The sequence below is a fragment of the Trichocoleus sp. FACHB-6 genome (genome assembly GCF_014695815.1).
Classification (GTDB): Bacteria; Cyanobacteriota; Cyanobacteriia; order Cyanobacteriales; family FACHB-T130; genus Funiculus; species Funiculus sociatus.
In genome coordinates this window covers 14790-37854 of sequence record NZ_JACJOY010000067.1, presented here as the reverse complement: position 1 = coordinate 37854, position 23065 = coordinate 14790, and the positions used below count along the sequence as shown (strand labels likewise).

The following is a 23065-nucleotide window of genomic DNA, read 5'->3' as shown; positions in this document are numbered from 1 at the left end:
CCATGCTAAATGTCATTAATTATCTTTCAATAATTGAAGCCTTGCCGTTGCTATAAATTTGGAGCGCTTTGGATTTTAGATATTCTCTTGCTGAATTATCCTGCTTGAGGTAAGCATCCCAGAAAGCAATACTTGCGCTCTGAAGATAAATATGAATATCATTTATAGCTTGCATTTCTAATTTGGATATTTCTGTACTGCGTTTGTAATCATTATAGGAAGAGTGCTCAGCATTTTGAATAAGAGTATGATATTTATTGCCTGGAGGCATATATTTAAAAGGTTCCAACCGCCACGATTTAGGCTTTCCTTTTCCTCCTGTTTCCTTGGTTCCACTCACTGTCATTACAGGCGCTTGAATTTCATTCCAAGAGCTTTTAGTTAAACCATAAGTACCACTTCCTTGAGAAGATATCCCTAAAAAGGCGCAGGCGCGCTCGTCTTGAAAAGTAATATTTGGCTGTTGGGGTATGTCCACTAACGCGCCAGCAATCAATATTGCTGTATAAGCACCATAGGAATGACCGGCGACACCTATGTGGGAGTAGTCTATTTTTTGGGTTAATGGGGGAATACTACGTTCTAATTGCTTGAAGGAGTCGATGAGGAAGGATATGTCACCAGCGCGATCGCGCCATTGTTGAGGGTCTTTAGAACTGTTCTCAAGTGCCTCACGTCCACCACTCTGAAACACAGATTTGTCGCTGCCAAAATGAGTTGGATGGATGGAAATATAGCCATGACTAGCCCAAAAGCGCCCCAGGTAAGAAAAGGCATTTTTTGACCCTCCCGAACCATGCGAAAAAATAATGACAGGGAATAATCCTGATGCTTGCGGGTAGTAAATTTTAATCGGCACTTGGCGCAAAGCATTAGCGCTATTAGTGTATCGCTCAAGAATGAAATTATTTATGATTCCAACTGGATTTAGTTCTAAAATATTCTTATTCAAGTAAGACACAATAAAACTGTAAAAATAAATTGTAAATTGTTCTTATTCCTCGTAGATTGTTCCGTCGGGCATGACTGCCCCTTCTAGTATCACCTGCTTTAAATCTACAGCTCTTAGGTTAGCATTAGTTAAATTTGATTTACTCAAGTTTGCTCCTTTCAAGATTGCCCCGCTTAAATCGGCTCCCTGAAGATTAGCTCCAGACAAATTAACTCCCAAAAGAATTGCTCCAGATAGCTTAGCACCGCACAGATTAGCCTTTGTTAAGTTAGCTTTTGTTAAATTCACCCCACTCAAATCTACAGCCTGTAAATTAGCTTTTTGGAGTGATACATTGGGAGCAATCAAGTATGCTCCTGAAGCCATCGGGTCAAAATCTTGGGGAAAGCGAGTAGCTGGGTTGTAGACAACTTGCTGTAAGTTGGCTCCGATTAAATTAGCCCCAGTTAGGTCGGCGCGTCTGAGGTCGGCTCCTGTGAGATTAGCGTCGCACAGATTCGCATTTTCCAGCTTAACCGCTTTAAGATTAGCCCTAGTGAGATTGCTTTTACTCAGGTTGGCTGCACTCAAAGATGCCCCACTCAGGTTAGCATTTGGCAAATCTAGCTGTTGCAAATCAACTCCCACAAGGGAAGTACAAGGAGCAATTAAGAACGCTCCGGCTTGATGTGGCTCAAAATCCTGGGGAAATCGCGTCTGCTGGTTGTAACAAGCTCCAACTAGGTTAGCTGTTGCTAAATCGGTACCACTCAAATCAGCATCAGTAAGATTTGCTTGAGCTAAATCAGTTTTTCGCAAAGAGGCTCCCACCAAGCAGGCGGCGCGAAGATTAGCTTTGCACAGCTGACTATTGTTGAGATTTGCTTGAGCTAAATTAGCTCCCACTAACTCAGAACCAGGGGCGATTAAGTATGCTTTAGCAGTATTTGGCTCAAAATCGCTGGGAAACTGAGTTTCCTGGTCGTAGAGAACTTGGGCTAATTGTGCTTGTTGCAGGTTGGCTTGGCTGAGGTTGGCTGCTCTGAGGTCTGCTGCAATTAAACTCGCTCCTGCAAGGTTGGCGTGTTGCAGGTTAGCTTCCCTGAGATTGGTTCGATTTAATATTATAGCGCTGAGGTTAGCGTGTTGCAGGTTAGCCTTGCTGAAGTTGGCTTGACTTAAGTTAGAGGATGCAAGGTTGGCTTGTGGTAGATTGGCTGCTGGCAAGTCTACTCCCACTAAATGGACTTTAGGAGCGATTAAGTACGCTCCTGCTGAAATTGGATCGAAGTGTTCCGGGAACTGGGTAGTAGCATCGTAGAAAACTCCTTGAAGGTTTGTCTGTTGCAAGTTAACTTCTCGCAAAGAAGCTCCACTCAAATTTGCACCCAGCAGATTTGCTTCTAATAAGAATGCCCCACTCAAAGAAGCCCCACTCAAATTTGCTCGATTCAAAGAAGCCCCATTCAAATTTGCTCGATTCAAAGAAGCCCCATTCAAATTTGCTCGATTCAAGTTTGTCTTAACTAAATTTGCCTCACTTAAATTTGCCCTACATAAATTGGCATTTCTTAGGTCTGCCCAACATAAGATTGTATCAGTCAAATTTGCTTCACTTAGGTCGGCTCTAACTAGATTTGCCTCAATTAGAGCCGACCCACTCAAATTGATCCCAGTTAATTTTGCTTCAGCCAAAATCGCCTGACATAGAGTTACCTGATTCATAATTGCCTCAGTTAAATCCACTTTACTGAGGTCTGCATCATTTAAGTTTGCACCACTTAGATTGACCTTACGAAAATCCCGTTCGCCTAGAGAATATCGTTTCAGTATTACGTTTCTACTGCTATATTCAGGCATTGTTTTTCAGAATCTAAGTTAGCGATCGCTGAAACTAAAAAATATGCGAAATTTGCCTGTTGTGCTAAGGAAGCCAAGACCAAACTTCAACTTGGATGAAGCGGGCAATTGGACGAGTAAACGCCACAATGACTGGCTTTGTCCCTCCATTCACCTTGGCATAACCAGACATTCCGGTTTTCAAAAGTCTCTGGGAATCGGAATTGGGGATTTCTACATTAACCTTTACAACTTGTGTGGCGGGTTGGCTAGGTTCATCGGTAGCAATCGGTTCAATAGAAACTATTTTTCCCCATATAGGTTTATCGGGATATGCTAAAAGCTTAATTTCCACCTGATTGCCAACTGCAAATTCACCTATGTTATCTTCCGGAATCGATATCTGACCGATAAAGTTGCGATCGTTCTCAGCGACAGCAAACGTATCGCCTTCCTTTAGGTAAGTCCCTAATTTATGTCCAAGATACGAAGTGGTTAAGTGGCCATCAATAGGCATTAGTAGCTGGGTTGTTTTTAGTTGCTCATTAGCATATTTCAATTGTTGTTGTACCCGATTCAGATTAGCGCGAGCAGCTTTAACATCCCGACGAGCAGCTTCTATTTCATCTGGAGGCACTCCACTCAAAACTACCTGGAGATCGGCTTCTGATTTCTCTACATCTTTTTGCTTTCTGGCGATAATATCGCGCATTGCTTCTGTATTGATGCGGTCTGTTTCCGCCTGTTTTTGTGCCTCTTCCAATAGTTGTAAAGAATAAGCCCCTTGTTTATATAAACCTTCAAAACGTGCAGCTTGACGAGCGCTAAACTGGGCTTTGGTCATGGCAACTTCTAGCTGCCTTTTAGAAACTTCTACTTCTTGTTTAGCAACTTCAAGTTCTTTTTTTGCCACTTCTACTTCTTGTTTGCTGGGAGTATTTAGCAGTTGATTGACTTTATCTTGCTGCTTTTCCAGAACGGCTTGCTGTTCGTTTACTTGCTGCTGCAATGTTAAGATAGAGTTATTTAGATCGGTTGATTCCATTGTGGCAATTACGGTTCCGGATTTTATCAATTTACCGTTGCCGCCCTCAAAGAATACTTTGGTAATTTTTCCAGAAATTGGGGCTTGAATTTTTGCTTGTGCAGGAGGCATTAACTGAATGGGGCCACCTGGTTTATAGGGGTAGGGCAAGAAAAGGACAATGCCTAAGCCAACAAGAAGTAAAATTTTGACTAAGTGATTTGTTTTGGAACGGGTTTTCTTGGCTATGTGTAAGTGTGCCTTTTCCGGTACATTTACTTCACGATCAACTACGGGAGAGGGATTCGGATTTTTGCCTTTTTGCGTCATCTTTGACCATTTTTTGCTCGTCCAATATAAGGCCATTGATGCGATCGCGCCGATAAAGATGAATCTGGTACTTCTACCAAAAATATCTGGGTAACTTACTACTAGCCCTTTGGCAGTAGAAAAAACTACTTTTGTCATCAGGTAGAACCAAAAAGATATGATGATCAGCGCATATAGTAGTAAACTCCACTTCTGACCGGAGGATATTGTTGTTGGCAAGGAGCGACCCTGGATTGTAAACATAAAGGTTTGCAAAGCTCGCTGAAACAACTGGGGGGGAAGCTTAAAAAGAAGAACAAAAAATCTATAGCCTTCACCCCAAATAGGAAGGATAAGTATCAAAAAGCCAAAAAGACCAGCTTGGGCAAAGAAAAGACCCATCAGCGGCAAGCTTGTTCCCGTTCCATGTGTGCAATACCAAATAAATGTTCCTATAACGAAAAAGAAAAGTCTAGCTAATAAGGGACTTGCAATTGTCCACAATTGCCCTCTACGTCTAAGCTGTCGATACCCACGTCTATCGTTCTGAAAACGGGGAAGAATGCCAAATCTTAGCTGCAAGGCAAACTCTTTTACTGTTCCACCTAAAGCAGTACAAACTATGCCTTGAATTAGTCTACTGATTATGTTTATTGACATCATGTTAACCAGAATCTTAACAAAGTAAGCTTCCGGTACTGAAAATGTTTTTATGTCTTGCCAAATAGCATGTTGTTCTTTAAAATAAATTAAAAGGGCTAAAGGTACGCCCGGAATAAGTAACCAAATTAGACCTTTAAAAAACCATCCAAAAGGTCGTAAGATTTTCGCTACAAATGTGTAAAATGTATCAGGATTAAAAAGTTTCCATCTAAATTCTTTAAGATTTTCTACTTTTTGGGGACGAGGCTTTTGTTTGACTTTTTCTTCCTGATTTTTCTCTACTGATTCCTTTGAGATATCTGGTTGCCCAAAATCTTCTGTTTCTTGGAATGAAACTAATGAAGAAGATGAAGAAAAAACTGGAGTGTCGCAGGGTTCTAATAAGCCATAGCTGGTTATTTGTTCAGCGAACTGATTAAAATCATTTTCTGTAATTGACAGATCGAAACGACTTTTAAATGCGGCGATTATTTGGGATGTAGTAGAAATTCCATTTATAGATTGACAGAGAAAATATTCCTCTTCTCCAAACTCAAAAGTTTCTCCGGAAATGGGATCTTTGATGAGATGGGTTTTGCTCTCTGTTACTTTATTAGTGGTAGATGTAACGATAAGATCCTGTCGCAGCCGGGTTTGTGATACTTTATACATGGGAAAAAAGCCCTGGATTTCGCTTGCCTTGGGTTACTATGATTTGGACAAATGTTAAAAACTTGCCGTGTTTTTTGGCAATGGTGCAAGTGCAAAGTAATTCTAAGAGCAACAGCAACGTGAGGTTTTAGCCATTGATAATGTAGTACCGAGGGAATGTTATGCCATGCCGCAAGCATCTTTTTTAGCATAACTTATGTTAATTACTGTATTAGTTTAAACAAGGTTATAATGTAAACTTCCAGATTTCAATGCGGCTCTTTTGTTGCTGTTGATGTTTTGAGCCTATAGAAACTAATATAGCTGGTATGGCTGGGGCGACTCATTGCTGATAGGAATTTTTGAGCGATCGCAAATAAACTTCACCTAAAATCATCGTAGCCGCAACGCCAACGGCACTGAGCAAAGCAGCTTTGCCATCAAAAAGGCTGATGCTGATGGCAATAAAAATTGTTAAGCCGATGTAGGTACTAGCAACTTGACGGTGCGACCAGCCAGACTGCTGTAAGCGTTGGTACAGATGGCTGCGGTGCGCTTGAAAGATATTTTCGTGGCGCATCAGACGAACAATCAGGGTGTAAATGGCATCGGCGGTGAGTGGGGTGGTAATGGCTAAAGCTGACCACGCTTGCACCGGGTCAGAGGTGTTGAGCAGCGCAATGGCTACTGTTGCTCCCAGGACGGTGCTACCTGCATCGCCCATAAAAATTCTAGCAGGCGACCAGTTCCACCAGAGGAAGCCCAAGAGGGCGGCGACGAGGAAAAATAACAGGGGTTGATTCAGGTAAAGTGCTAGAAAACTGAGTTGGACGGCGGTGACACCAGCGACAAGACCATCCAAGCCATCCATAAAGTTATAAAAATTAATCGTGGCGGTGAATGCGATCGCACTCAGAGTTATGCTGGCGATCGCGCCTACAGTGCCAAAATCCAACCAAGGCTGGGGGAAGGTTCCGAAACAAGCTATTGCAACTACAGCAGCGACTAGCTGCACCAAGTAGCGAAGACTCGCCGGAACGCCGCGCCGATCGTCGATGATGCCAATGATAGCGAGAGGGGTGAGAATTAGCCAGACAAAGGTGGGGTTGGGGAAAGCAAAATTGCTTTGTAACGCTGAGGCTAAACTGCTGGTGAGAGCGAAAGCAATTATAAAACCTAAGCCGCCGCCGCGTGGTGTGGGTTGAGTGTGGGAACTGCGTTCGTTAGGAATATCTAAAAGATGTTGACTCAAGCGCTGCTTAATCAAGGCAACAGCAAGCAGGCTAATTAGAAAGCTAATAAATAACAAAATTAAAAATATCATTATTTTCGTAGTGTTTGCAATAAACCCTCATCAATCGTATAAGGTGGTTGCCAGTTTAGTGTAGTTTGGATGTGGCTGCTGTCAATAAATAAGGAACCGAGAAGGCGATTAATTGTTGGTGTGTTGAGGGGAAGAGGTTTTTTGCTGAGGTGTTCTACTGTATCTCCTAAATATCCGGCGATTTTGAGTAAGCTGGGTGGAACTGGTAGGAGTTTACAAGGTTGTCCCCTGTTATCAGCAATTTTCCGAATTAATTGGGGTGTTGAGAGGTCTTGACCGTCGCTAACGAGAAAAATTTGATTGGTAGCCTTGGGGTGGGTGAGTGTGGTAGCGATCGCATCTACAAGATTACCCACATATATAAGACTACGGCGATTTTTTACTAACCCAAAAGGCAACGGTAAACCTCGGTCGATTAGTTTAACTAAACGTTCCATATTGCCGGGGTTGCCAGCACCATAAACTAGGGGAGGGCGTAGAATTGTCCAGGTCATGTTACTGTGGCTGGCAAGATCAATCAACGCAATTTCTGCTTGTCGTTTGCTGCGCCTATAGGGAGTATCGGGTTGTGGGGATGTGTTTTCAGTCAGCGGGTGGTTGCTCTCGGATGCGATCGCGCCGATAGAACTGATGAAAACAAAATGCTTCACTCCTGCTGCAATCGACTGTTTAACAAGATTAGCAGTACCCTCAGTATTAACTTTAAAAAAATCTGCTTCCGGATTAGGAGATTTGTCTTGTAAAATATGGGCGCGAGCCGCCAAATGAATTACCGTATCAATACCATTGATAGCATTTTGCCAATTGGTATTGCCATCAATTTCACCAATAGGAACTTGAGTAATATTATTAAGTAATTTATTAGAAATATCATAGCTACGGCTAGCGGTAACTATTTGCCAATCTTGTTGATTTAAAAACGGGAGGAGATGACTGCCAATAAAACCCGTAGCGCCAGTAATAAAAATTCTCATCTGCTAATATCCCTAAATTCTGCTAGTTAAACACTCATTCTTCACGTCCAATTTTGAAAGTTTCATTAACCGCTGAGATAGTTCTCCCATATTTAAACTTTCCATACCATAACTATCCTGAAGTTTTAAATAATGATCTAGTATGTTTTGCAAAAACGATAAATTTTCATTTAAATAACTCCCAAAATTGTGAGGGTGCCACCACAAATGGTAAACCTGACCCTTCTTAGCTGCATAGGTCATATCAGATAGTATCCGTTGCAACCTTAAGGGTTCTAAAAGTTTTAACCTAGTCCCATAAGGACGAAGGAATCGACTTGAAGGAATATTGAAAGGAAAATCACCTAGTATTTCATTTACAGGATAAGAATTGTGTCCTGAAATATTCAAGTATGCATCTATTAATCGTATAGCTCTCCTTGCTAAAGATTCATTTTCTTGACTTTTAGCAGTATAAAGCCAGGAAGACTCATTCCCACGGTAAGCTTTGATTCCCATTTCTTTACAAACCTGGATATACTGGATGTTAAACTGATTTCTAGGAAAAACCAAGCTTTCCAAATTTAAGTTATATTTTTTTGCGGCTTTTTTTGCGGCTTCCAAGTCTTCTTGAAAAGTTTCAATAGTTTGACCTTTTTCTAAACAGTAATAGTGAGAAAAAGTATGAGTCGCTATTTCTTGATAGGGATAATTAGCAATTAATTTTATTAACGACAAAGCATAATGAAAGGGGTCTTCTCGCTCATTACTCCCAATGCGGTTGACATACTCATAGGGAGAAAAATTACTATTTGAATACTTAGGTCTTTCGTTAGGTAATCCTTCTAGCAATTCTGCATGAGTATCGAAGAATAAAAAACCAACGGTCGCCCAAGTCGTATGAATTTCATATTTTTTAAATAACTTTAAAAGTGCCGGTACAACAGAGCGCACGCCCAAAAGATTGTTTGTATAACTTTCAATCGTTCTGTTATCTCGAACTCCCCAGTAGAGTTCAAAATCTAAGGAAATAACAAAACTACTGTTTTTATCTGTCATACAATCCTTATGCTTTAAAAAATTGAAAGTAGAAACGGTACATTACGGCAAAATTCCTAATTCTCGATAGCATTCTGCGAGTCGCTGAAAAACGAAACGCTCATCATATTCAGATTTAACCCGCTGGCGACCAGCTTTACCAAAAGTCTCCCTCATCTCCGAATCTGCTAAAACTTTGCTCAGAGCATCGGCTAGTTTGTCGCTATTTCGAGGAGGAACAATTAAGCCAGTTTCCCTATTGACAACAGCTTCTCGACAGCCGCGAATATCGGTGGCGACAACCGGAAGTTCCATCGCCATTGCTTCTAAGATAGAGCGAGGCAAGCCTTCTCGGTAGGATGGTAATGTAAACACATCTGCTAAGCCTAGTAATTCCGGCGTATCGCTGCGAAGACCCGTAAAAGTTACACAGCGCTCTAAGTTTTGCTGTTGGAGAAAGTGATTTAATTGTGACTGGAAAGTATCGCGTTCGCTACTGAGTTGTCCTCCAATCACCAAAAGATGCACGTTAGGGAATTGAGAGCAAAGTTTTGCTAAGGCTTGAATCAGTTCTAGATAGCCTTTCTCTGCTGTAATTCTTCCAGTTGTTGCAATAATTGGAAAAGCTGCTTCAGGTAAATTGAGTTCCTGTCGCAATTGTTGCTGACGATCGCGAACTAGGTTGGAACGGTGGAATCGTTCTACATTAACACCATTGCCTAAATAGCGCAGTTTTTGCGGTTCGCAAAGTCCGGTTTTTTCAGATGTAGCTAAGTCTTCGCGGCTTTGAGTCAAGATTACATCGGTAAGCACCCCTGCAAATCGCTCTACGCTGTGATAAAAGCGATATTGCTTCGCAGGCATATCATCATGAAAATAAAAGCCGTGAGCAGTATAGACAATTCGTTTTGCTCCCGCAAGTTTAGCGGCGATTCTACCCAGCACTGAGGCGATGGGAGTGTGTACGTGAACCAGATCATACTGATTTTGGCGGATTAGCTTTGTTAGCTGATAAATACTGATTAGATTAGAAACGGGAGCGATTCGCCGCTCAATCGGAATCGGCTGAATCTTATATCCTAGTTTTTGGAGTTCTTCAACTTCCTGACCCGGAGAACAAGCTATTTCAACCGATAAATTATGGGACAGAAAGTAATTAATTTGAGGTAGCAGAAGATACTTTACAGTAAATTCAACTGCACAAATATGCAGGATTTTCATTGGAAACTTCCTCTTGAATCACCCACTTTGGTATACAAGCATACCGATTTACTAGTTAAACTTTTAGTGTTCTATTTATTTAAAACCTTTAGTTTAGGTTTTTATTATTTATTAATCATACAGAAACTTAAATTGGTTTTAAAAGTACAGAAACACTAGATATGCACAACTCTTCATCAGAAATATGTTGAAACTCTTTAGAAATTTTAGAGCGAGATATTGGAAGTTCAGGCAAACGATCTATTTCTAGCACTTCTACCTCGAAATTGGCTTGACGGAACAGTTCTAGCATCTGCGAGTATTTGATTCTATTAGTATAAAAACCTGATAAAGCCATAAAATCCGATTCCCAGATTGGTTCAGGAAATCTAAGGCTGTTCAATTCATAATAAGCATCAGTAAAACCGATTTTATGTGAACATACACCAGTATCTCGAATAATTCTACGCAATTCTCGCAGAGTATCGAGAAATTCTGCTTTTCTCACTAATCCAAGTACACCGTGCGACCAAATAAAGTCTACAGAGCGATCTGGAATGGTTCGTAAAGATGATAAACCTGATGTTAAATACGTTATAGAGCAACAATCAAGTAGCTCTTCTATAGATTTAAAAGTCTGGATGTCAGGCGCAGGCAAGCCTTTTTGAACCACAAAGTCTGCCATCACCCGATAGGTTTCTATATCTTTTGATGCAAAGTCCCCAACATCAACCAGATAGGAGGCCGACCCGCCAAAAGCCCAACTAATCATCCCGGAAGCTAGCGAATCTCCTGGACCCATTTCCAATGTTACGAATTCTTTAGGAGAATCTTGCTGTGGTTGATTAAGAAAGTCAGCCTGACGCTGATAATGCTGTTTAAAGCGTTCAAAATACTGGATAAAAATCCGATAAGCATAGCTTGGGTCATCCATTTCTCCATGCTTAAATAGGGCAAGACGCTCCCATAAGGCATAGGCAATCGGTAAGCGAGATAACACCAACTTACTAGAAATTCTCAGCCACCAAGGAACATTTGTTTTAATATTTTGCATAATAATTACGCTTTCCTACAAACTCCAGTAATGAATCTCTGGGGGTAAATTGTCAGGATGAATAATAGATTTTACATCCATCAATACGCCACCTGGACGTAGTCCCGATAATAGTTGCTGGTGTGACATTTCCAGATAGTAGCAATGATTCACCGCCAATACCAGCCCATCTAGATCAGACATATCATACCATTGTGCTAAATAAATGCCGTATTCCTGTTGTGCTTCATCAGGATTAGCGAGGGGATCGTGTACTAGAGGCTCAATTCCAAATTGCCTCAATTCAGTTACGATATCTGGTACGCGACTATTGCGTAAATCAGACACATTTTCTTTGAAGGTTAGCCCTAGAATCCCCAGACGAGCGCCTTTAATATGCACATCCGCTGCTATTAAGAGTTTGATGAGACGTTGTGCCAAAAACTGACCCATGCCATCATTAATGCGGCGACCCGCTAAAATGACTTGCGGGTGATATCCAACCTGTTCTGCTTTTGTAGTCAAATAATAAGGATCAACTCCGATGCAATGACCCCCTACTAGACCAGGAGTGAAGGGTAAAAAGTTCCACTTAGTTTGGGCAGCATCGAGTACATCTTTAGTCCGAATACCCAGTCGGTCACAAATTAAAGCTAGCTCGTTCATGAGAGCAATGTTCAAGTCGCGTTGGGTATTTTCAATAACCTTTGCTGCTTCTGCTACTTTTATGGAAGCAGCTAGATAAACGCCTGCATCAATAATAGCCGCGTATACTTTTGCTACCCGTTCTAATGTTTCAGCATCTTGTCCTGCTACCACTTTGAGAATTTTTTCAAGACTATGTGTTCGATCGCCGGGATTAATCCGTTCCGGTGAGTAGCCCAGCTTAAAATCAATCCCAGGTTGTAAACCCGATACTTTGGCTAAGATTGGCGCACAAATATCTTCTGTCACTCCTGGGTAGACTGTAGATTCATACACTACTACCGAACCGGGTTGTAGCACTTTGCCGATAGTCTCGGAAGCTTTAATAAGGGGGGTTAGGTTAGGTTTCTTGTCGCTATCAATCGGAGTTGGTACAGCAACAACAAAAAAGTTAATTTTTTCTAAATCAATTGCTTCTGATGTAATCTTAAGACTAGAAAGCTTGAGATCATCAGCCGAAACTTCACCCGTGTGGTCTATACCCTTCTTTAAATCTGTAATCTTTTCGAGATTGATATCAAAGCCAACAGTGTTGGGGAATTTTTTTGCAAAGGCTAAGGCAACGGGAAGACCGACATAGCCAAGACCAATTACTGCGATACGCTCATTCATAGTAGTAATTTGCTTGAATATTGAAGGTGATTAAATTCAAAATAAAGCGCCATTTCACAGCTATCATTTTTACAATTTATTTGTAGTTATAAGCTTTTATTTTAAATTCATTTTGATATAATCCCTAATTTATCTAAAATAATTTTCTTCTCAAGTTTGCGATTGGACAGAAATTCACAGTATGCCTGATAAGCTCCATCAAAGATTTGATTAGGTTTACAATCATCAACTACAATGATGCCTCCTTCATCAAGCAAGCTGTAAACTTTTTCTAATGCAGTTTTAACAGGAAGATATAAATCCACATCAATTATACAAAAGGAAATATTCGTAAGACTGTTGAAATCGAATTGATTAATATCTGCCTGGTAAGACTTCACTCTGCTGATTCCATTTTGTTGAATTGTATAATCAAACCATTTCTTTTTATTAACTCGAAATCCAGTATAGCGGTTTTTATCTTTAGCTCTGTTAAAAACCTCATGATTTATATCAAATTCAGTAAAGCCCGAAAATGTATCAATACAAATGTAGGGTTTCTCTATTCCTGAAAACTCCATGTGCTTGTTGAGAAAAACTGTGGTATGTCCACCCGCACATCCTATTTCTAGAATTGAACCTGACAAAGTTTTAGTTTGATCAAGGCAACTGCATAAAAAGCTCAATTGTGCGGGAGTGAAGTTATATCTGTAGGTGTAAAAAACATAATAATTCAGAGGAGTATAAAAGGCTAATTCTTTAAATAGCTTTAGAAACGAGGCAAACATTGTACTTCCCTGTTTTATTAATTTAAGCCAAGTATCTTGGCGAACGCAGGCGATTAGTTTTCATCTAGCCAAGCCTGAAACATTAGAATATCCCATAGATGATACTGCCAGTTGCGGTAAGGGGAGCTATCCCCAAGGGAATCGCTTGCTAAATGTTCCTCCCATTTCTGCCGAATCGGTTGGGGATGAAAAAAGCCTTCCTCGCGCAACCGATGTTCGCTCAGTAAGGCTTCTGCCCAATCTCTTAACTCACCCCGCAGCCAGTTGTCAATCGGAACGCCAAAGCCCATTTTAGGGCGTTCGATTAAGCTGGGCGGCACATACTTATACAAAACTTGACGTAATAGCCACTTGCTCTGCCCCTGATGAATTTTCAGAGGAAGTGGGATCTGCCAAACAAATTCGACAACTCTGGGCTCGAGAAAAGGCACTCTGGTTTCTAGACTCAAACCCATACTGGCTCTATCTACTTTAGTCAGAATATCGTCAGGCAAATAGGTGAGAGTATCTAGGTACATCATCCGCTGCGTAAAATCTGGCAGATCCACCCATTGTTTTAGGTCACTTAGAACTGTGGGGGGTTCGGTTCCTCCCACCACTAAGGATTCTGGGACTTTCCAATGGGATACTAGCTGCTGGTACATTGCTTCCGGGCTGGCAGAGGGCAAAATTTCTGCTAGTTTATGCAATTTATCACCCGGTAAGCGTTGCCTGAGTTGAGTCGGCAGCAATGGCTGAATTCGGGCAAAGTCACGGTTCCAAGTTTGAGGCGATCGCGCAGTTAAGACATTCGCCGCCGCTTGTCGCCAAGGTTGGGGGAAAAAGCCAATTTGCTGCCAAATGCGACGACCCCAGAAATAGCGGTTGTATCCGGCGAAGAGTTCATCTCCCCCATCCCCAGAAAGGCTGACGGTGACGTGTTGCTTGGCAAGCTGGGAAACTAGGAAGGTGGGAATTTGGGAGGAGTCGGCGAAGGGTTCGTCATACAAAGCCGGCAGTTTGGGGATGACAGCGATCGCTTCCTTTGGGGTAACGTAAAGTTCTGTGTGGTCAGTACCGAGATGCTGGGCGACAGCTTTGGCATATTGAGCTTCATTGTAAGCATCTTCATAGAAACCGATGGTAAACGTTTTCACCCGTTGACCGCTTTGCGCCTGCATCAAGGCGACGACGGTAGAGGAGTCGATACCCCCCGACAGGAAAGCGCCCAAGGGGACATCAGCTACTCTTCGCAGGGCGATCGCATCCTGTAAGAGTGCCTCCAGTTTTGCTACTGCTTCCGATGTCGTGCCAGTGAAGGGATTGGCAAGACCGAATTGGGCAACATCCCTTAGAGACCAATATGGTATCGGATCGGGGTGAGTTCCCGAACCGTTCCAGCTTAAAACTTGTCCGGGGGGCAGCTTGTAGATGCCTTGGTAGATAGAATAAGGCGCAGGAACGTAGTTATAGCGCACAAACAGTGCTAGGGCATCCCGGTTGATTTCAGCCTGAAAATGGGGATAAGCTTTCAGGGCTTTTAACTCGGAGGCAAATAAGAAAGTTTCGCCCAGCCAACCGTAGTAAAGGGGTTTTTCACCGAGGCGATCGCGCCCTAAATATAAAATTCGCTCCCGATTATCCCACAAGGCAAAGGCAAACATCCCGTTAAAATGCCTAATTGCCCGATCCAGTCCCCACTGGCTAAAACTTGCCAGCATCACCTCGGTATCGGAATGCCCCCGAAACCGATGGCCCAGGCGTTCCAGTTGCCGCCGTAATTCTAAAAAGTTATAAATCTCGCCATTAAATACAATCACGTAACGACCATCGGCAGACACCATCGGCTGATGTCCTTCGGGGGAAAGATCCACAATTGCCAGACGCCGATGACCTAAAGCAAGTCCCACTTCTGCATCGACCCACACGCCGCGATCGTCTGGCCCTCGATGCCGCAAGGTGTCCGACATTTTTTGGGCGATCGCCTGCATGGTGTCGGTACTAAATTGTCGAGAGGTGTCCCAAAAACCCGTGATGCCGCACATTTATTTTTTATAGCCTACTGCACACCAATAAGGAGCGCGATCGCTGAACGCTATTTTCTCTAACCCCGCTGATTCCATCATTTTTAAAATCTGATTTTTTGTAAATCTTTTTTCTAATTTTGTCCCAAACCGATCCAACGCATCTGTTTGCATTGTATAAAAGCTTTTGTCCTTATAATACGACAAAGGAACTGAATCAACATCTATACCGATCTTCTCTAAAATCACTGAAAATCGGGCTAGGGGTAGGTAAATAAAAAGGGCGATAACTTGGCTTAAGAAATAACGGATGGGAGCAGGCGAGCGCGATAGTATAAAACGCCCCATCTCACTAACTTTCCAGATGAGCCTGAACCACCAAGGTCTATTATCAAAAGCGTAGTATAAGTAAAGTAAAAAAGGACTTTTTTGCTTTAATTTAGCTACACAAGACTTAATCCCCATCTGCGTATCGGGTATATGATGCAACACTCCGATTGCATAGCCAAAATCTGCTGACTCATTATTTAAAGGTATAGTGTCAACACTAGCTAGATGAAATTGGCAATTTTGCTGTCCAACTAAATTTTTTTTAGCAACCTCTAAGGCAGCAGCGCTGGGATCTATACAGTGCAGTTCACCTACCCTTGGCGCCAGCAATTTTGCCCAACGACCGCTGCCACATCCAAGATCGAAACCAATAGAATTTGCTGGCAATACATCCCAAGGAAAAATGCAGAAGTGGTCGTTGAACATTGCTAGTTCTTCTTCTGGAGACAGTTCGGATTGGTCAAATCTGCTCCATTCATCACCAAATCCCTCAACAACTGCTTGGTCGATATTAGATTCCATAGAGTTGTTCTTCGTAAAGTTTCTCGTATTGATAAACTATTTTTTCAAGTGACAATTCCGTTTGAATTCGCTGTCTTGCTCTTGCACCCAGCTCAACCCGTGCTGAGCTTCCTATCTCAATCAAATCTACCCACGCCGCACATAATGCTTTTGGATCTCTTGGCGGTACTACTCGTCCCGTGTCTCCCACAATCCAAGCAGAATCGCTCACATCAGTCACCACACAAGGCACTCCACAAGACATAGCTTCGCCAATAATATTAGGAAAGCCTTCGCCATAAGCAGAAGAAGAGGTAGCAATGTCTAAAGCAGCCGCAATCCGGGATATATCTTGACGCTCTCCTAGTAAGTGTATCTTTTCACCAATATTTAATTGTTTAATAAACTGGTGTAAAACTTGGTTATTTCCATCAATTCCACTCCCAGCCAACAGGAAGTGAACTTCTGGATAAACTTTTAATAAAAAAGCAGCCGCTTGGAGAAAGGTAAGATGGTCTTTCATGGGATGAAAACGACCCAATCGACCAATGAAAAAAGTATTTTCAGCAAGGTTCAGCTCTGAGCGAACACTGAGGCGAGCTTCTACCGAGGGTGCAAATAGGTTTGTATCAAAACCATTGGGAATAATAATAGTTTTCTCAATATCGTAGCCAATTTGCTGATGATCGTCAGCACCGATTTTGCAGTTATAAATTATTTTGGCTGGCAAGCGAGATAAATAAGCTAGCAGTTTGATGATTAACAGAGTTCCGATTTTTGTATCGCTTCTTGGCAAAGCTGAGTGACGGACATTCCACAGCACAGGAACTCGTCCTGGCACAAAAGCACTAACTAATTGTGCAGCCAAGTTGCCGTGAGACAACCAACCTTGAATGAGACCGGGTTTGATATTGCGAATTGTGCTAATTATTCGCCAAATAGAAGCAATTGTAGGTCTTCCCGGTTTCATACCGATAGTGTAAACAGGAATGCCTAAAGCTTCTATGCGATCGCCCAAGGTGCCGCGATCCATCAAAGAAACTACAACTGAATTGAAGCGCTTTCGGTTCATCCTGGACAAGAGCTTATAAAGCATCATTTCAGCGCCGTCGCTAGGAAGCCCGGCGATGATGTGAACAACTCGGAAACTCTTACCCATACTCAAATTTCCCTTGAACCTTAGCACGTTCCAAAACCAGTGAGTAGACAATTCATGTAAGGCAGCGGTGAAATGAGGTATATCTGAGCGATCGCTCTACTTAACTGACTGCTCAAAGATATGGTTCATAACTTTCTCCGATACAAAAACCTGTTCTCTCTATAAATGATTGGATGTTCTTAATTGCCAGCAAGTTTTCACAATCTTCCGAAATATAATCCAATGGTAATTGCACAATTTTACCATGTTTAAGCTTGTATATACTGAATGCAGAAGATTTCAATATATTAAAAACATCGAATGTACTGTAATTATACTTGGCAAAATGCTGTTTCCAGGATTCAAAGTAAATGCACTCAGTTTTTTTAAGTATCTCCAATGCACCTTGGAAAACAAATTTCTCATATCCCTCTACATCAACCTTCAAAAGCTCGACACTTTCAAGCTTATCGACAAATAAGTCATCCAGCTTTTTAACCTCCACCTGTATACCTTGGCTTCCAGTAACTTCATTCTGCTCGTCTGAGCGTTTATTAGAAAATCCAACCAAACTATTTTTGTTACCGATAGCAATATTGAACAAATGTATGTTTTTTAAATCATTGATTTCTATATTTTTTTGTAGGTACTTGAATGTGGCTGGATGGGCTTCAACTGAAAATACTTTTCCAGAACTACCGACGATAGTAGCTGCTGTTAAAGTTAATGTTCCAATATTAGCACCAACATCAATTACCACATCTCCACTTCTAAGATAGGAATTAAAAAAAATTTCATCTTCCTCACCAGCATCAGGATCTACCCACTTATCTGCCGATCCTGAGGTAGGAAAAAATCGAAGCTGATATGACTTACATTTAATCGAGAATAATTGGCAAAAGCCAGACGCCCATAAAAGTCTTGAAATAATAAAAAGAAAAGGTCGCTTTTTTTGCCTTAATTTAGTTATAAAATATCTAATAGAACTCATATATTTCTTACTTTATATTAGCTTAAAATCTGACGATACTTGGCATACATCTTTTATATAAAACACATACCCCAAGGGCATAAATAATACTACTAAAATTCTCCTCTTAGACTCGATGAGTATTTTTAGAGGGTTAATGCCTGCATGGAAAGAAAATCGAATATAATTAATTAAGTTTCTAAATTTCTTTGTCAAAGGAACATTCAAAGAAAGATATTCTTGATAATATAGCCTCGTTCCTTTGGGGCTTTTAGCACGTATTTCTATAGAAGATACCGTAAGTCCATCTGTCAAATATTCTACAACTTGCAACTTCTCATTCACATATCTAGTTTTGTATTTAGTAGAAATCCTATTCCAAACAAGCCCCTCAGCCAGAAATTTTTCTCCCTGAATTTCTGGAAAAGGAAACTCTTTTAATACATCTATTCTATGAAAACCCCATTTCTCCCCAGCTAAACCACATTTTACTTGCATTTCGATTTCGTTAGAGTCGATCGCATCAACCGGGAATGGGTTTCCCAATACCCTGCCGTGTTTATCCATACAAAGGGCGGTAACACCTACAAATTTATCTTTTTCATCTTCTGAAATGGAGTCCCAGTGATATTTGAAACGCTCTAAAGTATTCGGCACACAAATATTATCAGAATCAAAACACAAAAACAATTCTCCCTTTGCTAACCGCACAGCATGATTGCAAGCGACGTGCTTACCAGCATTTTCTTGATAAATGTAGCAAATGGGAAAGTCAGCTATTTGTTGCCACTGCTCTACCAATTCACGGGTATTATCAATAGAGCCATCATCGACAACCAACCACTCAAAATCACGATAAGTTTGTGCTTTCAAGCTTTCATAAACCCGGTGCAGAGTATAGACGCGGTTATAGGTGGGAGTACAAACGGTAAATTGAAAGCGATCGCTCTGCTTAACCTCTTGCTCAAAAGTGCTTTTCATGCCTTTCTTTCAAGAACCAATCTTTGATGTAAACCAAGTATCCTAAGGGCAGCGCTACAAACCACAATATTTTTCCTAATCGTGTTTTAATTCCTTCAAACTGTTTAAGTATAGTAACACCTACATGAAAAGAGAAACGACTGTAGTGAACCGCTGAACGAAAAAAAGTTAATGGCGCATACCGAAACCACCCTATATCTTCATTCAGAGAACTTGCGTGTGCAAAGGCAGTCCCCAAAGCGTGTTTTGAGCCAACTGTAGTGCGCGTTAAACCATCAGGCAAATATTCAACTATTTTGAGTACCTCATTAACAAAGCGTGTCTTAAAATTATTGCGGGCGATCGCGTTCCAAACCAAGGATTCTCCAATCAATTTTTCTCCTTTAAGAACCGGGAAAGGAAACCTGCTTAAAATTTCAGTTTTGTCAAATCCCCACTTATCTCCTTTGACCTTAAATTTATAGTGAATTTCTAAATAGTCTGAATCAGTTATTTCCTGGGGAAACCTAGTACCAATTAATTTTCCATTTCGCTCCTCACATAGACAAACTACAGATGAAAAAATACTTTTTCTGGGTTCTGGAATAGAGTCCCAGTGATATTTTAATCGTTCTAAGGCTTCTGGCACGCAAGCATCATCAGAATCAAAGCACAGAAACAGTTTTCCTCTAGCTTCTTGTACCCCGCGATTCCAAGCAATGTACTTTCCGCTGTTTTCTTGGTAGAGATAGCGAATTGGAAAGTCAGCTTCTTTGTGCCACTGCTCTACCAATTCACAGGTATTATCAGTAGAGCCATCATCAACAATCAGCCATTCAAAATCACGATAAGTTTGTGCTTTCAGGCTTTCATAAACCCGATGAAGTGTATAAGCGCGGTTATAGGTTGGGGTGAAAGCTGTAAACACATATTGATAGTTTTGTTCGGGTTCTATCCTCTGTTGCTCTTGCTCTCCCATCCCTATGTTTCTCCTATCACCTCACTAATCACTGCCTCCCACATTCCCATTACTGTTTCTAAACTAAATCGCTGCGTTACCTCTGGCGCACGGGCAGCTAGACGCTGGCGCTCTTCCTCGTCAGACATCAATTTGTCCATCGCCGCAGCCAAAGCCTCTGCATCGACCTTCGACACTAAGATACCATCTACGCCATCTCGAATAATTTCTCTTGGCCCGCTAGGGCAGTCTGTCGAAATGACGGGTAGCCCACAAGCCATTGCTTCGCACAAAGCCATCGGGAACCCCTCAAAGCTAGAAGACATGACAAATAGATCCGCCTGCTGTAGAAATTCATAGGGATTCTTCACCACTCCTGGAAGATAAACGCGATCGCCCAATCCTAACTCTTGGCGTAGAGATTCCAGTTCTGGACGTAGTTCTCCCTCTCCCAAAATTGTCAATGTCCACTGAGGATGACGATCTTTTAATTTGTCAAAAGCTTGTAGCAGTAGGTCAAAACGCTTTTCTTCTGCAAAACGCCCCAGAGCAATTACGGCTGGCTTAACCAACTGCTGACCGAATGGATTTTTCTCAAACTTTGGTCGCAAGACTGGATTGGGAATTATAGAAATTCGATTTTGTAGCTGAGGGGAAAAAAAATTTTGTGCAGCTTGGCTGAGAACAACAATTTTATCTGCCCTTGGATAAGTCCATTGGCGCAGTTGCTCCCAAATCTTACTTATGGGACATGCTGTTGGGTCAGTATGTACTGACACCACTACTGGCAAATTTAGTCCCTGTGTCGCTAACAAAGTAATCACATTTGTTTCATCTATGAAACTTAGCACCACATCTGGATTGCTATAAAAAATAGCTTGTCGCATCACATAAATACGTTTCAAGTTATTCCACAAGCCAGCTAATAGATTTCCAGAAGCCCCTGCTATTTCCAATGGTATGTGTAGCACAGATTTTTCTAAATCATAGAAAGGAGGTTCTGAACCATCATCGATAGTCAATAGAGTAACTTTCCATCCTTTCCTAGCCCAATAGTTAACTATAATTGACATCACCCGTTGGGCTCCGCCGCAGTCCATACTAGCAATAACCAGAGTGATTTTCATATCCTCACTTTATTTTTTATCTATAGCTATATAGTCAACTAGAAGTTTCATACCCGCCTCGACTGACCATTCAGGGGCAAAAACTAAAGACGATAATGCTTTGGAAATATCAGCTTGAGAATGTTGAATGTCGCCAGTCCCTACGGGTAGGAATTGAATTTTTGAATACCATTCCGGAAAACAACTTTTCAGAATATCTACAAGTTGCAGAATAGAAGTTGACTTATTAGTAGCGATGTTGCAAGTTAGGCAGGAGCCAGCCATAAGGGGAGTTGTTAAAGCTGTGGAAAACGCTTTAGCCACATCTTTAACGTAGATAAAGTCTCGTGTCTGAGTTCCATCACCGTAAATTGTTAAAGGTTGGTTATACCGCATAGCTGATACAAATTTGGAGACAACGCCAGAGTAAGGCGAGTTAGGTACTTGCCTGGGACCAAATACATTGAAAAGTCGCAATACAATTGTTGACATACCCAGCTGCTGAGAAAATAATCCAGCGTATTTTTCGCTCGTAAGTTTTTGTAAACCGTAAGGAGAGATAGGATTAGTTTCTCGATCTTCTGAAATGGGCAATTTAGCTTGATTTCCGTATACGGCGGCAGAACTAGCGAAAACTAGCCGGGGAATCCTTAAACTCTGGCAAATTTGAATGACGCTAATTGTTGTAGAGAGGTTATTAGAATGCCCTTTTATCGGTTCTTTCCAAGATTCGCTAACTGATGGTATCGCCGCTAAGTGGGCAATTCCATCAACTGGGGCGAGAAAATCTTCTGGTTGACATTCCAGGATATCTTTTTTAATCAATTTTAAACTTGGATGTTGAGGGAGGTTCTTTAAGCTACCAGTTGCGAGATTATCAACTATGGTGACAGTATGACCCTCTATCAAAAGTTGTTCTGCCAAGTGAGAACCGATAAAACCTGCTCCTCCAGTAATAATAAAATCCATGAGATTAACGCAATAATTTTTACAATCCGGGCGCAACTTGAGATAATATCTAAAAAACTTTTTACCTATTTTTTTTCTGCATCAAAACTGACTTCTACGCTTAATTCCGCACTTCACGGCAAATTTAAGCTTATCCTGCCAACTTAAATCGGCGGACTTGCTTAAAGGCGACTGCCAGAATGTTTTCCACGTCCAAACTCCTAATTCGGTTGCTGCACTGCAAAAGTAAAACCAGCGCTGACCAAGAATGTTTGCCAGTGCCAGTTCATTGTAGGTCAAAACTTTTGCGTTTGCCTTTTTTAGTTTAAGAAGCCAGTTATGACCTTGTTGGATATAATCTTTAGTGACCGGAAAAGTCAAAATTCGGATGGATTCATGGAGGTCTGCCTCTGGCGCTGTCGGTTGAATCCCCAAGGTTGCCAGCTGAGCTAGTCGGATATGTTTTGCCGCTGCTTGCTGATCATTGCTACAACTTTGCGTTACCTGGTTGGGATGCGTGCGATGAAGCATGAGGACTTCCGCAAGATTTGCCAGGGGAAAATGTTTTGATGCCTTTACCCATAATCCATAATCCTCGCAATATTTGTGGGCAGGATCGTAAGATAGGTTCGCCTTAACCAAGAACTCTCTACGCATCAGTACGGTAGGCTGAGAAAAAGCTGTGGTGAATAGCAATCGACATCGAAGCGTTGCATTATCAGTTGGATACTTTTCAACGTAAGAATATTGACCAATTGTTTTATGCCAACCTCCACAAATTCCCACCTCTGGGTTTGCCTCCATAAAGGTAAATACCTTGGCAAAGCGTTCGGGTAGGCAAATATCATCAGCATCCATCGTGGCAAAGTATTTACCCTGCGCTAGTTCCAATCCTCTATTGAGTGCTATAGCCAGTCCACTATTATCTTGGTAATAAACTTTTATTCGGGGATCGAGCTGTTCGTAACGGTGGAGGATGGCGCTAGTGCCATCTGTTGAACCATCATTAATAATAATAAATTCAAAATCGGTAAACGTTTGATTGAGAATACTTTCAATTGCTTTTACTAAATATTTTTCACCGTTATACACACCCATAGTTACACTGATAAAAGGCGTCATT

The 23065-nt window shown here is 41.5% G+C and carries 19 protein-coding genes; all 19 read right to left on the bottom strand.

The window, feature by feature from the left end; genetic code table 11:
• Positions 1 to 19: 19 nt before the first annotated feature.
• The 19 genes from H6F66_RS12800 to H6F66_RS12710 all read right to left on the bottom strand — a co-directional run bounded on the left by H6F66_RS12800 (position 20) and on the right by H6F66_RS12710 (position 23064).
• Positions 20 to 961 carry a hypothetical protein gene (locus H6F66_RS12800; RefSeq protein WP_190421788.1) on the bottom strand — a complete coding sequence of 314 codons (942 nt, stop codon included), beginning with the start codon at positions 959 to 961 and terminating at the stop codon, positions 20 to 22.
• Between the two features lie 33 nt (positions 962 to 994).
• Positions 995 to 2791 carry a pentapeptide repeat-containing protein gene (locus tag H6F66_RS12795; protein ID WP_190421786.1) on the bottom strand — a complete coding sequence of 599 codons (1797 nt, stop codon included), beginning with the start codon at positions 2789 to 2791 and terminating at the stop codon, positions 995 to 997.
• Positions 2792 to 2855: 64 nt separating this feature from the next.
• Positions 2856 to 5417: an efflux RND transporter periplasmic adaptor subunit gene (locus H6F66_RS12790; protein WP_190421784.1), complete on the bottom strand. Its 2562-nt coding sequence runs from the start codon at positions 5415 to 5417 to the stop codon at positions 2856 to 2858.
• Positions 5418 to 5739: 322 nt separating this feature from the next.
• Entirely contained in the window at positions 5740 to 6720 is a 981-nt protein-coding gene (locus H6F66_RS12785) for a glycosyltransferase family 4 protein (RefSeq protein ID WP_190421782.1), read from the bottom strand.
• Positions 6720 to 7694 (bottom strand): NAD-dependent epimerase/dehydratase family protein, encoded by a 975-nt coding sequence (locus H6F66_RS12780; protein ID WP_190421780.1) that lies wholly within the window; start codon positions 7692 to 7694, stop codon positions 6720 to 6722. Before H6F66_RS12780 ends, H6F66_RS12785 begins: the two co-directional genes overlap by 1 nt.
• Before the next feature lie 12 nt (positions 7695 to 7706).
• Positions 7707 to 8732, bottom strand: coding sequence for a polysaccharide deacetylase family protein (locus tag H6F66_RS12775; RefSeq protein ID WP_190421778.1), 1026 nt, complete (start codon positions 8730 to 8732; stop codon positions 7707 to 7709).
• Positions 8733 to 8774: 42 nt separating this feature from the next.
• Positions 8775 to 9932 carry a glycosyltransferase family 4 protein gene (locus H6F66_RS12770; protein WP_190421767.1) on the bottom strand — a complete coding sequence of 386 codons (1158 nt, stop codon included), beginning with the start codon at positions 9930 to 9932 and terminating at the stop codon, positions 8775 to 8777.
• A 127-nt stretch (positions 9933 to 10059) separates the two neighbouring features.
• Positions 10060 to 10965 carry a class I SAM-dependent methyltransferase gene (locus H6F66_RS12765; protein ID WP_190421765.1) on the bottom strand — a complete coding sequence of 302 codons (906 nt, stop codon included), beginning with the start codon at positions 10963 to 10965 and terminating at the stop codon, positions 10060 to 10062.
• A gap of 15 nt (positions 10966 to 10980) precedes the next feature.
• Complete coding sequence (locus H6F66_RS12760; protein ID WP_190421764.1) at positions 10981 to 12261, bottom strand: nucleotide sugar dehydrogenase; 1281 nt, start codon at positions 12259 to 12261, stop codon at positions 10981 to 10983.
• Between the two features lie 107 nt (positions 12262 to 12368).
• On the bottom strand, positions 12369 to 13028 hold the full coding sequence (locus H6F66_RS12755; protein ID WP_190421755.1) for a TylF/MycF/NovP-related O-methyltransferase: 660 nt from the start codon (positions 13026 to 13028) through the stop codon (positions 12369 to 12371).
• 53 nt (positions 13029 to 13081) lie between these two features.
• Complete coding sequence (gene asnB, locus H6F66_RS12750; protein ID WP_190421753.1) at positions 13082 to 15052, bottom strand: asparagine synthase (glutamine-hydrolyzing); 1971 nt, start codon at positions 15050 to 15052, stop codon at positions 13082 to 13084.
• On the bottom strand, positions 15053 to 15883 hold the full coding sequence (locus H6F66_RS12745) for a class I SAM-dependent methyltransferase (protein WP_190421751.1): 831 nt from the start codon (positions 15881 to 15883) through the stop codon (positions 15053 to 15055).
• Positions 15873 to 17021, bottom strand: a complete 1149-nt coding sequence (locus H6F66_RS12740; RefSeq protein ID WP_190421750.1) for a glycosyltransferase — start codon at positions 17019 to 17021, stop codon at positions 15873 to 15875. Before H6F66_RS12740 ends, H6F66_RS12745 begins: the two co-directional genes overlap by 11 nt.
• 112 nt (positions 17022 to 17133) lie before the next feature.
• The gene (locus H6F66_RS12735) at positions 17134 to 17991 is read right to left on the bottom strand and encodes an FkbM family methyltransferase (protein WP_190421749.1); all 858 of its coding nucleotides are present in this window, start codon (positions 17989 to 17991) and stop codon (positions 17134 to 17136) included.
• A 12-nt stretch (positions 17992 to 18003) separates the two neighbouring features.
• Positions 18004 to 18951, bottom strand: coding sequence for a glycosyltransferase family A protein (locus tag H6F66_RS12730; protein ID WP_190421748.1), 948 nt, complete (start codon positions 18949 to 18951; stop codon positions 18004 to 18006).
• Positions 18935 to 19909: a glycosyltransferase family A protein gene (locus H6F66_RS12725; RefSeq protein WP_190421747.1), complete on the bottom strand. Its 975-nt coding sequence runs from the start codon at positions 19907 to 19909 to the stop codon at positions 18935 to 18937. Before H6F66_RS12725 ends, H6F66_RS12730 begins: the two co-directional genes overlap by 17 nt.
• A gap of 2 nt (positions 19910 to 19911) precedes the next feature.
• The gene (locus H6F66_RS12720) at positions 19912 to 21015 is read right to left on the bottom strand and encodes a glycosyltransferase family 4 protein (RefSeq protein WP_190421746.1); all 1104 of its coding nucleotides are present in this window, start codon (positions 21013 to 21015) and stop codon (positions 19912 to 19914) included.
• 9 nt (positions 21016 to 21024) lie between these two features.
• Positions 21025 to 21963 (bottom strand): NAD-dependent epimerase/dehydratase family protein, encoded by a 939-nt coding sequence (locus tag H6F66_RS12715; protein WP_190421745.1) that lies wholly within the window; start codon positions 21961 to 21963, stop codon positions 21025 to 21027.
• Between the two features lie 81 nt (positions 21964 to 22044).
• Complete coding sequence (locus H6F66_RS12710; RefSeq protein ID WP_190421744.1) at positions 22045 to 23064, bottom strand: glycosyltransferase family A protein; 1020 nt, start codon at positions 23062 to 23064, stop codon at positions 22045 to 22047.
• Position 23065: the final 1 nt, after the last annotated feature.

Bases quoted from the DNA above. Each gene is read 5' to 3' on its own strand.
- H6F66_RS12735 (WP_190421749.1), bottom strand. From the start codon at position 17,991: ATGAGTTCTATTAGATATTTTATAACTAAATTAAGGCAAAAAAAGCGA.
- H6F66_RS12785 (WP_190421782.1), bottom strand. From the start codon at position 6,720: ATGATATTTTTAATTTTGTTATTTATTAGCTTTCTAATTAGCCTGCTT.
- H6F66_RS12720 (WP_190421746.1), bottom strand. From the start codon at position 21,015: ATGAAAATCACTCTGGTTATTGCTAGTATGGACTGCGGCGGAGCCCAA.
- H6F66_RS12745 (WP_190421751.1), bottom strand. From the start codon at position 15,883: ATGGAATCTAATATCGACCAAGCAGTTGTTGAGGGATTTGGTGATGAA.
- H6F66_RS12725 (WP_190421747.1), bottom strand. From the start codon at position 19,909: ATGGGAGAGCAAGAGCAACAGAGGATAGAACCCGAACAAAACTATCAA.
- H6F66_RS12770 (WP_190421767.1), bottom strand. From the start codon at position 9,932: ATGAAAATCCTGCATATTTGTGCAGTTGAATTTACTGTAAAGTATCTT.
- H6F66_RS12730 (WP_190421748.1), bottom strand. From the start codon at position 18,951: ATGAAAAGCACTTTTGAGCAAGAGGTTAAGCAGAGCGATCGCTTTCAA.
- H6F66_RS12755 (WP_190421755.1), bottom strand. From the start codon at position 13,028: ATGTTTGCCTCGTTTCTAAAGCTATTTAAAGAATTAGCCTTTTATACT.
- H6F66_RS12740 (WP_190421750.1), bottom strand. From the start codon at position 17,021: ATGGGTAAGAGTTTCCGAGTTGTTCACATCATCGCCGGGCTTCCTAGC.
- H6F66_RS12795 (WP_190421786.1), bottom strand. From the start codon at position 2,791: ATGCCTGAATATAGCAGTAGAAACGTAATACTGAAACGATATTCTCTA.
- asnB (WP_190421753.1), bottom strand. From the start codon at position 15,052: ATGTGCGGCATCACGGGTTTTTGGGACACCTCTCGACAATTTAGTACC.
- H6F66_RS12790 (WP_190421784.1), bottom strand. From the start codon at position 5,417: ATGTATAAAGTATCACAAACCCGGCTGCGACAGGATCTTATCGTTACA.
- H6F66_RS12715 (WP_190421745.1), bottom strand. From the start codon at position 21,963: ATGGATTTTATTATTACTGGAGGAGCAGGTTTTATCGGTTCTCACTTG.
- H6F66_RS12780 (WP_190421780.1), bottom strand. From the start codon at position 7,694: ATGAGAATTTTTATTACTGGCGCTACGGGTTTTATTGGCAGTCATCTC.
- H6F66_RS12775 (WP_190421778.1), bottom strand. From the start codon at position 8,732: ATGACAGATAAAAACAGTAGTTTTGTTATTTCCTTAGATTTTGAACTC.
- H6F66_RS12760 (WP_190421764.1), bottom strand. From the start codon at position 12,261: ATGAATGAGCGTATCGCAGTAATTGGTCTTGGCTATGTCGGTCTTCCC.
- H6F66_RS12710 (WP_190421744.1), bottom strand. From the start codon at position 23,064: ATGACGCCTTTTATCAGTGTAACTATGGGTGTGTATAACGGTGAAAAA.
- H6F66_RS12765 (WP_190421765.1), bottom strand. From the start codon at position 10,965: ATGCAAAATATTAAAACAAATGTTCCTTGGTGGCTGAGAATTTCTAGT.